Here is a 12,307-nt window from a genome sequence, read left to right on the forward strand (position 1 = left end):
GTGATCAATTATTAAGATTCGAGTCTGCGATAATCACAATTGATTATCGTTTTTGTTTTCAGCGTATAATTCGACTTTCACGCGAGAATTATATGTGATTCAAGACAAATAAAAACCGTCTCTGAGATTAGAAACGGTACTGAAGGGGCCAATCCGAGTTATTCCGCTATCGATCCCCGTTAGTGAAGTAAGCAGCCCATGTAAAAACGTCAGAAGTTGAATTCTCCCGACTTCAAACACCATCTTTCATTATCGACATCCTCGTGCGTCAGGATAAAAGTCCATTTTAATGTCTTATCAAAAATATAGATATCTTCAGGGAGATACTCCAAATTGTTTAATAAACACTCGAAATCAACACTTAGTACGGAGGTTTTACCGAATTTCCAATAGTCTTCAATAAAAATCCTATCTTTCGAGTGAATATCCCAAAACACAAAGACATATCCGATCTTATCTTTATATCGGTGGAACACTTCCAATGTGATGACTTCGGACGTTTTTAAGCAGTCCCATAGATATCCTGTATAACATATCCCATCACTACACTTTATTGTCTTCTCGATATATTCTTTAAAGTAAAAGCTCTCGGAATCAACAAACCTATTTATGTAATCATCACGGAGTTTCTTTCCTTCTTTTTCAGTTAAGAAAATGATCTTTTCTTTGAATTCACTAAGATTCATTTGACTATCATCTCGCTTTAATGAACGATATGGATTAAGGGTTGTCGAAGCATCCGCATATCACGCAATCGAATCCCGTTCAATAACATTTCTGATGTAAAAAATATCAGTACCGAAGATGAAAAACTTTTCTTTCCTGCTATTGTAACAACTATTTGTAAAAAAATAGGTGTTCGTGGAGAAAATACGGAGTTTTTATTTCCTTCGTTTATTGATTTCGAGGATTTTTTAAAATCCTTTTTGTTAAAATGTAACGTTTTGTTCTACAATCATCCCGTTCACTTGAATAGTTTTCTTTGCACTATTATAAGTGGCTACAACTACGGGAACATATCCTGATTCAGCATCTTTTGTAAGACAAACGCTAATCATAAACGCATTATCAATAGTATATTCCGCAGTAGTAGGTACAGGTTTTTTCCAAGGTGCAAAGTATTGTTTTTCGTCCCCATTGGTTCTATCATATGAACTTACGATAACTAGTTCATTTTCTTTTGTGGGCTTAGGAAGGAATACTTTTACTTTTCCATTTGAAACAACGGTTTGTTTCATTAGCTGATAAGCTTCAGTAGTTAATTTTTCAAATTCTTCTTGAGAGTACCCCTTTGGTGGAACAACAGCTTTTGAAGCTGACTTAAGTTTACCATCTATACCTTTCGGAAAGTCCGACCCCAAGAACTCTTGGTACTGCTTCCTAACCTCATAAGAATCAATCTCGCTCGAAGGGTTGTCCTTCATCTCGCCTAAATTTCCGCCTTTCGCAATGTAAATATTGCGAAGAAATTGCAAAGCCTCGGCACGTGTAAGGTTAGAAGAGGGTTCGTAACCTTCAACTGTTGGACTTTTTTTGCCTTTGCTTAATTGATTCACCAATAGATAACGAACTGCATCATCGGAATCAGCAAAGTTTTTTCCCATCGTAGCTGAAATGAGTCTTGCCACTTGCCCTCGGTTGATTGCTCTATCTCTCTGACTGTTGAAAGGTAGATTGAATTGTTTAGCCACCTCGTAAAAATCATCAGACCAATGAGATTTTGAACGTCCTTCCTGATTTAAAATTTGAATTTGTTCCTTAGAATTCGGGAAAAATTGAAGAACCATCGCTAAAAATTCAGCTTCAGTTACCGTCTTGTTAGGTTGAAATGTTCCATTATCATATCCCTTTACCATTTCCTTCTGTAGTCCCCATTCAATTGCTGCTTTACCCCAGTGTCCATCTATATCAGTCAGTTGAACAGTCTGGGCGCTGATAGGAGTGGCTAATAACATACAAGCTAGCGTTGTCGATACGATTATTTTTTTCAAAGTTGGTTCTCCCTCTTCAAAAGTACTAGATATAATGTTCTATGTAAGGAAGAAAAAACCTTTTTTAGTAATCAATATGTCCTTAATTTATTACGCTCTTCTGCCCTATAGCTGAACAAAAAAAAGGACTGCCGGATGCAGCCCACTTATCGAACAATCGAATCCCGTCCCTCCATGAAGCCCTACTTCACCACAGAATATGAAAGATTACTTCGTTCTTTCATAGTAGCTTAATAACCAGTTAATATTTTTGATTATGTACTGTTAAATGATATTATTAATAAATAAAGTAAGTAATTGACAATGACTAACAATTTAAAAATAAGGAGTGATGCAAGTGGCTGTTGATGTGTACATTAACTTTAATGGAAACTGTCGTGAGGCCGTCGAGTTTTACGCTCAGGTTTATGGGACAGATCAACCTCAATTTATGACCTTTGGGGATGCTCCACCTAACCCGGAATTTACTCTTCCAGAGGAAGCAAAAAATTTAATCATGCACACAAGGCTTAACATTATTGGAAGCAATGTTATGTTTTCTGATGTTTTTCCCGGTATGCCGTTTGTTGCAGGTAACAACATAAGCCTTGCTGTCGTCAGTAAGAACATGGAAGAAATTAGATCTTCTTTTAGTAAACTAAAAGAAGGAGGCACTGTACGTATGGAGCTCCAAGAAACATTCTGGAGCAAATGCTACGGCAGTTTAACAGATAAATTTGGAATTGAGTGGCAGTTTAACTACGACAGTGGCGAAATGGGAATGTAATTTTCTGGATTAATTTCAAAAAGGGTATGGAACTTTGCTTTAAAAGAAAAGCTCCATACCCTTTTTGTATATCTTTGAGGTGGTTACTCCACTAATCTGCCTAATACATCAATAAAAAAGGAGAAGCCCTATTCAACCCTCCTTCAATATTGATTCCAAACCCTCATACGCTTGCTTTAAAGTTTTTATCTCAATTTTTTTCTTCATTTGGAGCAATGCTTTCATAGCTCTTTCCGATTTTTCAGGATCAAGGTCGCTTATCATCTCGGTAAGTTCAGGAGGAATAATTTTCCAAGATACGCCGTATTTATCTTTCTGCCAACCGCACACTTGAGCCTTCTCGTCTCAGCCTTCAGAGCGCCTGTTAGACCTCTATTGCTTTAATTTGCTGTGCGTTTGTAAAGCTTAAAGGCGATTCTTAATCTTAACGTTTAACGTGGGCGTCAGGAAACCTATCCGATACGAGATTCAAGACAATGTCGTGCTCAAGAAGCGCCTTTAACCCGCAGAGAACAATCGTAAATCCTCCCGTTGAATCGATGACTTGCCTTACGATGTCATCCCGATCTCCCTTAAACCCTGCGTTAATAATTGAGACGAAAGTTTCGTTCTCTGCCCAAGGAGTAAACATCCACTCGACCGTGGTGTTGTCATCAAATTCGATGAGGATTCGCTTGTTTTCCTCGATTTCTTTTACATCAAGGTCTGCAGAAACACCGTACATCTCCCAATCCCATTGGACACGTTTTCCCATTTCTAATCTTCCGCTGCTTTTGGTGAACCAGAATTTTGTTGTAATCGCAGGATCGATAAAAGCCTCAAACACCTCTTCAACCGGTTTTCTAATAAGCATTTCTACCTTTGCAATGGATATAAGATTCAGGGTTGTCATCATGCATTTCCTTTCATCGTGCAATGTTCCTTCTAGAATAGCCCTTTATCAGAAGATGAGCCTATCTAAATGGCTCCTTAAAAATACCGTTTATGAAGTATCTTCGTCAACAGTATCATAAGTTCTTATCCCACATCAGAACATGCCATTCTCATTGGGAGAATTCTCCGGTATGGGCTGACCCAAATCCCAGAATTCAACGATGCGGTCGTTATTGAAGCGGAAGATATGAACCACAGCTCCTCCAAGGTCCTCTTGCTTTTGCTTTACATGGGAGTGAACCGCAACGATATCACCCTCTTCGAGGGCACGTTTGACTTCAAGGATCTTGTGAGGATTCTTGGCGGCGTTCTCTTCCATCGCGAGCATAAGCGAATCAGCATCGCCACGGAAAAAGGGATTGTGGTGGCGGAAACCCGGGCCTATGTGCCTCCGATATGCTTCGCGCACTTTCCCAGTCGCCACGAGGCGCAAAAACGACACTGCCATCTCTTTGAGAGAAAGGGTCTCTGCAGCTGATTCAAGGATTTCGGCCCAGCCTTGCTCCATCAGTTCTTTGCGATCCACCCAAGCCGGGCTCATTTCATGCGTCAAAGTAAGTTCGCAGCCTACTTCCAGTCGTGTGATCTCAATAACTACACGGTCGATCTCCTGGCCGTACTTCTCTGCGGATAGGGTAAAAGCGAGGCGATGCGGCCGATCGATCTCGAGATATTCCCCGGTATGCACAACGTCTTCTCCATCCCGTCGATCCACAAAGGAAAACGTGCCCCCCACTCGAGCGTCAATTTCTACGAGGACCATCTTGCCCGTTTCGGTCACAAACATAAACTTTCCTGCCTTCTTTGGGTCGAGGAAGGCATCGAAGACTTGCTCCGGGGAAGAGCTGAAGCGGCGAGTGACGGTCGCTTTGATCTGTGGTTCCGTATTCATCACAATCATCCTTTCTATTCAGGGGTTGTCCATGTTATGTACATAAGTTTGCTTCGTATCAAGTGCATCGAATAGCTCCTTCAAGTCTTTCTTTGCGAAAAACAAATAAGACTTAGCGAAACCAGAAATCTCTTATTTCTGCATAGCTTTTTAAACTGCAGTGATTAGATCTCCTGTTGGATCTGTATAAGGTTACCGCAAGTATCGTCAAATACAGCGATGGTTCCCCATTCCGTTTTAGTTAGCTCCTTACTAAACACCACACCCATCATTCTCATTCTTTCGTACTCTTTTTGAATGTCCTCAACAAAAAATGCGGTTAAGGGAATCCCTTGCTTAAACATAGCTTCTTGGAATGTCTTTGCTGCCGGGTTTTCATTTGGCTCAAGAACCAACTCAATATCGTCTGGACCTTCGGGCGAGACAACTGTTAACCATTTGAATTCCCCTACTGGAATCTCGTTTTTTTTAACAAAGCCCAAAACCTCCGTGTAAAACTTAAGGGCCTTGTCTTGGTCGTCTACAAGAACACTAGATAGTTTAATCTTCATAATAATCCTCCGCTCTTAGGCACTCTTGGTATGAGAGAAGAGTTTTGTACGAACTCTCCATTTTGAGCAAACCTAATTGTCAATTACATTATATATCCAAAATGTGGATATTACATCAACTCAATTGGTATTTATTTGTGTAACCAGTAATTAAACTATTCTGCCAAATAGTTCAGTAACAGAAATAGGAGTGGCTGTATAAGCTACTCCTTCGCTATTGATTCCCTATAGTTTGGTAAGTTATGTACTTAGATTGCTGCTGCACTTTTTACAAATCTTAGCTTTAATTCGAATCCTTTTAGCACAGTACGGACATTTGACTGTCTGACTAATATAAATGTCAATTAGTAAAATGACAAAAAGAGGTACTATTTCTATTATCATTTTCGATATAAATTGTTCTGGTTGATAATTTAGACTCATTATGACGATTAGTAACAAAGTCAAAGCAAAAGTCATCCAAGCATTAATAAATGCAGGTATTTTTAAACGTCTAAAAACAAAGTAAAACAGACGTGATAAAAAAAATGTCCTAAGACCAAGCGTAATAAATACCCATATCCAAAGTAATGAACTTGCTACACTAATCATCAATATTTCCTCCAAAAACTGGTTTTTAACACACCATTATTTTACAATCGTTCAGTTCGTAATGCATTAAGTTATTTAAGATTACTCCCGTTAGCTTAGCGCCAATTGCCAGTCAACATCCATTGGCCATCAACATGCAACTCTCATGCACAATATGGAATTTTATACCTTGCCTTCACAAGAGAGAGTGGTATACTGCACGAAAATGGAGGGGTGATTTTGGGAGTCATCGAAAATGTAAGCCTTGTCCTCGTCATTATAATGCTGTTTGGCTCAATTGGTACGACGGTGTATTTGAATATGTCTGGGCGCAAAAAATGGATTCCTCGTCTCCTAATCGGATCATTGGCGATGATGTTCACGTTATCCTTGCCGTTGCTGCTGAATTTGAGATCGGATCACGACGCCGAAATCGAAAGAGTGATCGCGAACAGAGACGGAAGAGTTCTTGACATTGAGGCGGTTATGACCAAGGAATATCCTATGCTCAGTGGTAAAGCAAACACTATCTATAGAGTAACGTACCAAAATAAGAACAACCAGACGTGCACTGCGTGGTACCGGGGAATCAATCACATCGGAAATATTCATGAAACGGTACGCGGTAGCCTGCCCGAACAGTGGTATTTCAAAGAGGACGGACCTTATCCCACTTTGCACACCGCTCGGTCCATGGATGACTTGATCATCGTGGCACAGGATCTTCGATATAACGCCCGTCAGGAAAATGAACGATTTAATATCTACAATGGCGAAATGCCCATGCTTATGTTTGATCACGAACAGGGACATATGGAATTATGGGAAACCGCATCGGATGACTGCCTAAGCTTTGCGGTGCGATTATTAGAGATTCACGGGATCAACGTCAACCAGGATGAATTTTTTCGGATCACTCGGGAATATAGCGCGTATGGAGATCCGAACAAAAACATAACGATGAGGGTCAACAGCCGGCAGCTCTTGATCCGATCCGGCATTGCAACGGGCATGGCCGAAGTGAAATATGAGAATTGACAAGATGACAGAAAGCGGTCGAGCCTTCCTTCCACGCTAGCAAGTTCGGGATCAGCTGAAGTATGAACTACTCATAAATTTTCATAATTAAACTATCCTCCCGTTACCGCAACATCGAAGCAAGGGAGGGATACTGATCCCGTTTCCCCGGCTTTCGAATCCCGTTACTTGAACAAGCTCTTCTTAATTTCCGTTAATTATATATGAGGCAATATCCAATCAAGTAAAATAAATTTTCCGGACTACATTTTTCACTGTTTCTATGTATCCACATTTGGGGCAACCAACTATACATGTACATGTATCACATGACACCATCGATTGTTTGTTCCTTTTTTTAAAATCAAAGCGAGACAAGAATATAGGGCTCCACATGATCGTTACCGCTAAATAAAAAACCGATTCTTCCTTCATTAAGCGCAGGAAAAATCGGTTTTTGTTATGCTATCAAATCCCGTTAATAAGAAACCTAAAGCTTCTACTAAAGGCCGTTCTTCTACAAATGCTTTTTATGGGTTACATTTAACTTCTTATCTGATTTGTTCGCAGGGTTGACCAACCCAATAAATCCATGATTACTCAATAGCTTATTAAACCTTCAAATATCTGGATACCGCCAAGTGCAGATATAATAGCAATCCACCATGAGTTTGCCAATGAAATTGCAGACCATCCGATCAGAACTACACCAATGAATACACGAATTATTCGATGAACGGTGTTAAGGTTTTTTCTTAGGTATAGACCATTATCCATAATATTCACCCTTGCTTATTAATAATCTTCTTACCTTACATTATTTCTATGTACAAGTTTTACATACTTCACTTTTCTTAGCCCATCTTGTTCAACTATTCTCCCTTTCAACAAAAATACAAAAGACTGCCTAAGCAGCCTTCTTGAACAATCGATCTCCGATAGAGTTCAATAACGTACTTAGATGTTAGTAATTTCATATTCCATTCGCTTTGCTGTGTTTAATGCTATCTCTTCGCTTATCAAACGACGTATTACATGGAAAGACATATGTATACCTGATGATATACCCCCCGAAGTAATAATATTACCTTCATCTACATATCTCGTATTTCTTAATACTTTAATGTTTGGAAATTCAGTTTCAAGTCGATTTATATCCATCCAGTGAGTTGTTGCCGATCTACCGTCTAATAGTCCAGCTTTTGCAAGTAAAAACGCTCCTGTACAGACTGATGTAAGTAGTTCTACTTTTGTAGATTGTTCTTGAATCCATTTAATGACCTCAGAATTATGGATTTCAATTTTCTCAGCTCCATAACCACCTGGAACGATAAGGATATCAAATAAGGGAGCTGTTTCAAAGCTGAAATCAGGTTTAACCATGAGTCCATTACGGGATTTAATTAGACCTCCATGTTGAGATACTGTTTTCACATTAAAAGCCTTTTCTCTTGTTTCAGAAAACTCTGTAATTGAAAATACCTCGAAGGGACCTGCAAAATCTAAGACTTCTACTTCATTAAATAGGAGTATTCCTACATTCCGTTTTAAACTCATTTTTACAACTCCCTCATGTTTTTCATTTCATAATTCAATACATTAAGTATCAATTCCTGCACCTTTTCTTCTGAATTAAACTCCTGTTTAGTTGAACAAATATGGACTGCCAAATGCAGCCCAACATATGGAACTATCGATCCCCGATAGCACAATAAAAAAAATCCTCAACATTAATTAAGGATTTTTCTTTATTTTTAGCTCTATCCTGAATGACTGCGGATGACTTCTGCTGTTATTTTCACTCATCAATGTGACAATGGTAATTGGCATGGGAATCTGTTAAACGTTATTATTCATTTTTGATAATCTGAACGAATTTTTACTTATTTTTCTCTTGTTTTAAGCTTAATTCCGCTTCAGCTATAGCAAGGGGTATATCAGTAAGTGGTTGTCTTAATATTTCTCCATGTCCAACGGCAAGTAAGGAAGGGCTGTATCTCTGTATCTTTCGAGCGCTTTCTAACGCAATCTCCTTATTCCATGTTCCTAAGGCTGGGAAAGAAAACGATGGTCTAATTTGACCAGCCACCGCCAAACCTCCTACTGTTTGAAAAGCATCTCCTACAATCATCGCATTATTACGTGTGTCCATAAAAGACATTGAACCTGGCGTATGTCCTGGTGTAAATAACGCTAGTAAGGATCCAATTTGCTCTCCCTCTTGAGGAAAAATGTCTGTTTTCGATGTGATATTTTTAGGGAATATTCCACGAATTGGGGTTTTTGGTTCGTCTACATTTAGTGATAAGTCTCCGTTCATTATTCGTGCTTCTCGGCAAGAAATATATACTACACTATGAGGTATTAATTGCTTAATTGTGTCTAATCCACCTATATGGTCATGATGTGCATGAGTCAAAATAATTTTGTTTATTGGTTTTCCTATATCCTCTGCTACTCTGAGAATATTTTCAACATGTTCTTCCATCGCTGTATCAATAAGCGTTAAGTATTCATGTTCTTCAACAAGATAACAATTAACAGATAAACCTCTGGAATTGTAGAATGTTATTTGATAAATTGTATTTTCTTGAGTAACTTGCATAATAACCTCCCTTTTTTTTATAAAACAAGTTCCTCCACATTTATTTTATAAAACATCATTTCTATATAAATTCTTCTTTTAACAAATAATTCCTTTCCCCTTTATTAAGCATAACTGCCCTTTCGTTCAGTAAACAAAAATGGGATCGGAGACATCCCCATGATGCTCTCGATCTCCGTTAGTTTAAGTGAACTTATTCACAATGTTACATTTCTATTGGAGAATGACAACAATGTCATTTATTTTTAAACCTTAAAAATGTATAACCCCGTCCTAAAATTAGGACAGGGTTAACATAAAGTTGATTAATTCTTGATAAAAAACACTTCACCAAACTTAAAACTTACCAATAAAGTCGTTAAGAACTAGGTTACTTCGTCATAAAGTTACTTCTGCAATATCTGAATAAGGTTGCCGCATGTATCGTCGAAGACAGCTATTGTGACTTCGCCTATTTCTGTCGGTTCCATAGTAAACTTCACGCCTTTTTCCATTAATCGTTTGTACTCTTTGCGAATATCTGCAACGCCAAACATTGTTGCTGGGATGCCATCGGCAAAAATCTTCTGTTGATACTCTTTGGCGGCAGGGTGGTCATTCGGTTAAAGTAATAGCTCGGTACCGTCTTGTTCATCGGGAGAAACAAGGGTAATCCACCTAAATTCTCCTGCGGGAACGTCATGCTTTTTTACAAATCCCAGCGTTTCTGAATAAAATTCCAGTGCCTTGTCTTGGTCTTCTACGAATATACTGGTAACAATGATTTTCATAATGTTTTTGCCTCCTTTGATATTTGACGTTGGTGCTCTGCTAACAATCTGGCTCCAAGCAGAAACCCAAAAAATCGTTAGAAGTTTTTAGATAAAATTACTCTATCCATCCTTTCAGCAAATTTTTAAGTGGTTCGTTGTTGAAAATAACTACTCGATATTTTCCCTTTCGTTTTGATTTTACGAGCCCAGCATCTTCCAATGTAGAAAGATGTTTTGCTATCGCTTGTCGCGAAATGGAAAGGTCGTGCTTCATAATAAGACGTACCGTAAGTTCATACAACGTCAGCTCGTTGCGTTCGGATAGTTCGTCTAATATAAGCCGCCTAGTCGAGTCGCCAAGTGCTTTGAATATAGCGTCTTTGTCCCAATTCATATATCGAGTATAAGCAACTCTATGGTTGCTTGTCAAGTATAAGCAACTGTATGGTTGTGTAATAAAGTAACCGTATCATGTAATCTTAATAAGTTAAAATCAAATAATTGTAGCTTGAACCATTATAAAAAAATAAACTGTATTTCAACAAAAAAGTGCATTAATCCTCCTTGGAACAACACACTAGTTAAATTTATAAGCACCTTGTATGTTTTTTTTATTTTTAACACGTTTCTTATTCAGGAATGCTGCCCATTACTTTAATAAAAGAAAATCAACATCGAACTTTAACAGAGCCTTTACTTAAAATATAAAAACAGGCACTATGCTTGTTTGTTTTTATTAGTCGATATTCAGTTCTAGTTTTACCCCAAAATTACCCCAAATCTTACTTCACTTTAACCAAAAGCCTTGATACCACTGGATTTGAATGGCAGCCCCATTGTACGATAAATGAAAATTTTTTATATATTATTATTTTTTATTTGAAACCTTCCCTTTTCTCTTCACGTCAGAATAAATAAGAACAATAAAGAGGTGGTTAATATGAAAAAAACAGCCATGAAATTAGTTGCTTTTGGGATGGTTATTGGTGTTTTCGGAACAACAGGAGCTGTTCTAGCTACTTCTGCATTAACCTCGATTCAAGTTAGTTTGGATCCGATTCGTATGAATGTAAACGGGGAACTACTTCAAGGTCATGGGATAGACGGAAAATCTGGGGAATATTTCAACGGTAAGAAGCATGTTCCAACCACGATGATTTATGAAGGTACAACGTATGTTCCTGTTCGATTAGCAGCAGAATCTTTTGGTTACCAAGTGGACTGGGATGGGAAAAATCGTGTGATTAACTTCCAAAACGATAAGCAGCCTCCAAAGGGCATTGTGGCTGGCTCATTAGAATCCACCATTTCTCATGAAACAAATAAAGATGAAAGTGTCGATTTCAAGTTTGTTGTAAGAAATCAAACTGAACATGAAATAACTTTAACTTTTAATAGCGGGCAGCGATTTGACTATGTCATTGTAAATTCAAAAGGTAACGTGGTGAAAAGCTACGCTGCCGACAAACTTTTCATACAGGAATTAGGAGAAAAGGTCTTAAAACAAGGGGAAGAGTGGGTAATTACTGATAAGGCTGACTCCTTACCAAAGGATGAATACACCATCGAATTTTGGATAACTTCAAACGAAGATCAAGCTAAACAAAAGTACACCTTCACCCTCTAGTAGTAAGGCAGAGCCATCGCTTATAGCGATGGTTTTGTTTTTTCATATAAAACGATTAATAGAAATCTGATTTGCAAAGATCCTGAAAGGAAGGTAGCTCTTTCATATCAAAAAAGGTATAGTTACATGCAGACTTTAAAAAGCAATAAACTTGAGTACAGCCATAAAGAGAATTCCTTTCTTCGTTCTTCGGGGGTTGTACAGTTATAGACCTTATCCGTCCAAAACGGAACATGGAAAAGGATACCGAAGCATCCATTTATTACGCTATCTTGATCTCCGTTAGCGTAGTAATAAAAAACGGCTGCCGAAAAGCAACCGCCATTCCACTATTGTGCAGTTAGTTGACCCTAATTTCGAAAATAAAATTACTCTCTCTTGCGTTTAAATGTTGCGAACAGTTCAACTGACATCGACCAGCCAGATACGGGAGTAACCATCGCTACAAGTTCCCAACCTTCGTTGCCCAGTTCGTTCAATTGTAAGCCCGTATTCAAACAACGCATATAAAAGAGCAGCACCTCCTGGTACCATAAATGTATCTAATTAAGGAGGTGCTTTTCATATGCCACAGCAAAAACTAACCATCGTCCCGGTTACATT

General features: G+C 38.4%; 13 protein-coding genes and 2 pseudogenes. 3 read left to right on the forward strand and 12 right to left on the reverse strand.

Translation table 11 applies throughout. The annotated features are described in order from the left end of the window. Window positions 1–209: 209 nt before the first annotated feature. Both ACGLXV_RS17720 and ACGLXV_RS17725 read right to left on the reverse strand, forming a co-directional pair. Entirely contained in the window at window positions 210–686 is a 477-nt protein-coding gene (locus tag ACGLXV_RS17720; protein ID WP_391559670.1) for a hypothetical protein, read from the reverse strand. Window positions 687–929: 243 nt separating this feature from the next. After that, on the reverse strand, window positions 930–1,991 hold the full coding sequence (locus ACGLXV_RS17725; RefSeq protein ID WP_391559671.1) for an S-layer homology domain-containing protein: 1,062 nt from the start codon (window positions 1,989–1,991) through the stop codon (window positions 930–932). Window positions 1,992–2,328: 337 nt separating this feature from the next. Between ACGLXV_RS17725 and ACGLXV_RS17730 the strand changes: the two genes are divergently transcribed. Next, complete coding sequence (locus ACGLXV_RS17730) at window positions 2,329–2,757, forward strand: VOC family protein (RefSeq protein ID WP_391559672.1); 429 nt, start codon at window positions 2,329–2,331, stop codon at window positions 2,755–2,757. 424 nt (window positions 2,758–3,181) lie between these two features. On the opposite strand, the gene ACGLXV_RS17735 is transcribed toward ACGLXV_RS17730, so the two are convergent. From ACGLXV_RS17735 to ACGLXV_RS17750, 4 genes and pseudogenes are all read right to left on the reverse strand, one after another. Beyond that, window positions 3,182–3,649 carry an SRPBCC family protein gene (locus ACGLXV_RS17735; protein WP_391559679.1) on the reverse strand — a complete coding sequence of 156 codons (468 nt, stop codon included), beginning with the start codon at window positions 3,647–3,649 and terminating at the stop codon, window positions 3,182–3,184. A gap of 135 nt (window positions 3,650–3,784) precedes the next feature. Continuing rightward, window positions 3,785–4,138, reverse strand: coding sequence for a nuclear transport factor 2 family protein (locus ACGLXV_RS17740; RefSeq protein WP_391559680.1), 354 nt, complete (start codon window positions 4,136–4,138; stop codon window positions 3,785–3,787). Between the two features lie 27 nt (window positions 4,139–4,165). Continuing rightward, window positions 4,166–4,591 (reverse strand): annotated as a pseudogene (locus tag ACGLXV_RS17745) (SRPBCC family protein); the annotation flags it as partial. 155 nt (window positions 4,592–4,746) lie between these two features. Further along, window positions 4,747–5,133 carry a VOC family protein gene (locus ACGLXV_RS17750; protein WP_391559673.1) on the reverse strand — a complete coding sequence of 129 codons (387 nt, stop codon included), beginning with the start codon at window positions 5,131–5,133 and terminating at the stop codon, window positions 4,747–4,749. An 810-nt stretch (window positions 5,134–5,943) separates the two neighbouring features. Here ACGLXV_RS17750 and ACGLXV_RS17755 point away from each other — a divergent pair. Continuing rightward, window positions 5,944–6,741, forward strand: coding sequence for a hypothetical protein (locus tag ACGLXV_RS17755; RefSeq protein WP_391559674.1), 798 nt, complete (start codon window positions 5,944–5,946; stop codon window positions 6,739–6,741). A gap of 579 nt (window positions 6,742–7,320) precedes the next feature. Here the strand turns inward: ACGLXV_RS17755 and ACGLXV_RS17760 are convergent. The 5 genes and pseudogenes from ACGLXV_RS17760 to ACGLXV_RS17780 form a co-directional block, all read right to left on the reverse strand. Then, window positions 7,321–7,497 carry a YgaP family membrane protein gene (locus ACGLXV_RS17760; RefSeq protein ID WP_391559675.1) on the reverse strand — a complete coding sequence of 59 codons (177 nt, stop codon included), beginning with the start codon at window positions 7,495–7,497 and terminating at the stop codon, window positions 7,321–7,323. Between the two features lie 180 nt (window positions 7,498–7,677). Next, window positions 7,678–8,277, reverse strand: a complete 600-nt coding sequence (locus ACGLXV_RS17765) for a DJ-1/PfpI family protein (RefSeq protein ID WP_391559676.1) — start codon at window positions 8,275–8,277, stop codon at window positions 7,678–7,680. Between the two features lie 322 nt (window positions 8,278–8,599). After that, the gene (locus ACGLXV_RS17770; RefSeq protein WP_391559677.1) at window positions 8,600–9,325 is read right to left on the reverse strand and encodes an MBL fold metallo-hydrolase; all 726 of its coding nucleotides are present in this window, start codon (window positions 9,323–9,325) and stop codon (window positions 8,600–8,602) included. A gap of 386 nt (window positions 9,326–9,711) precedes the next feature. Next, window positions 9,712–10,095: pseudogene (locus ACGLXV_RS17775) on the reverse strand (VOC family protein). Window positions 10,096–10,192: 97 nt separating this feature from the next. Then, complete coding sequence (locus ACGLXV_RS17780) at window positions 10,193–10,471, reverse strand: ArsR/SmtB family transcription factor (protein WP_076321527.1); 279 nt, start codon at window positions 10,469–10,471, stop codon at window positions 10,193–10,195. A gap of 546 nt (window positions 10,472–11,017) precedes the next feature. On the opposite strand from ACGLXV_RS17780, the gene ACGLXV_RS17785 reads away from it, so the two are divergent. Next, window positions 11,018–11,704, forward strand: a complete 687-nt coding sequence (locus ACGLXV_RS17785) for a BsuPI-related putative proteinase inhibitor (RefSeq protein ID WP_391559678.1) — start codon at window positions 11,018–11,020, stop codon at window positions 11,702–11,704. A gap of 368 nt (window positions 11,705–12,072) precedes the next feature. On the opposite strand, the gene ACGLXV_RS25795 is transcribed toward ACGLXV_RS17785, so the two are convergent. After that, on the reverse strand, window positions 12,073–12,210 hold the full coding sequence (locus ACGLXV_RS25795; RefSeq protein ID WP_483880586.1) for a DUF4177 domain-containing protein: 138 nt from the start codon (window positions 12,208–12,210) through the stop codon (window positions 12,073–12,075). Window positions 12,211–12,307 lie beyond the last annotated feature (97 nt).

Source organism: Robertmurraya sp., assembly GCF_036676585.1.
GTDB lineage: Bacteria > Bacillota > Bacilli > Bacillales > Cytobacillaceae > Robertmurraya_A.

Bases quoted from the DNA above. Each gene is read 5' to 3' on its own strand.
- ACGLXV_RS17720 (WP_391559670.1), bottom strand. From the start codon at position 686: ATGAATCTTAGTGAATTCAAAGAAAAGATCATTTTCTTAACTGAAAAA.
- ACGLXV_RS17735 (WP_391559679.1), bottom strand. From the start codon at position 3,649: ATGACAACCCTGAATCTTATATCCATTGCAAAGGTAGAAATGCTTATT.
- ACGLXV_RS17740 (WP_391559680.1), bottom strand. From the start codon at position 4,138: ATGGCAGTGTCGTTTTTGCGCCTCGTGGCGACTGGGAAAGTGCGCGAA.
- ACGLXV_RS17750 (WP_391559673.1), bottom strand. From the start codon at position 5,133: ATGAAGATTAAACTATCTAGTGTTCTTGTAGACGACCAAGACAAGGCC.
- ACGLXV_RS17760 (WP_391559675.1), bottom strand. From the start codon at position 7,497: ATGGATAATGGTCTATACCTAAGAAAAAACCTTAACACCGTTCATCGA.
- ACGLXV_RS17765 (WP_391559676.1), bottom strand. From the start codon at position 8,277: ATGAGTTTAAAACGGAATGTAGGAATACTCCTATTTAATGAAGTAGAA.
- ACGLXV_RS17770 (WP_391559677.1), bottom strand. From the start codon at position 9,325: ATGCAAGTTACTCAAGAAAATACAATTTATCAAATAACATTCTACAAT.
- ACGLXV_RS17780 (WP_076321527.1), bottom strand. From the start codon at position 10,471: ATGAATTGGGACAAAGACGCTATATTCAAAGCACTTGGCGACTCGACT.
- ACGLXV_RS17785 (WP_391559678.1), top strand. From the start codon at position 11,018: ATGAAAAAAACAGCCATGAAATTAGTTGCTTTTGGGATGGTTATTGGT.
- ACGLXV_RS25795 (WP_483880586.1), bottom strand. From the start codon at position 12,210: ATGCGTTGTTTGAATACGGGCTTACAATTGAACGAACTGGGCAACGAA.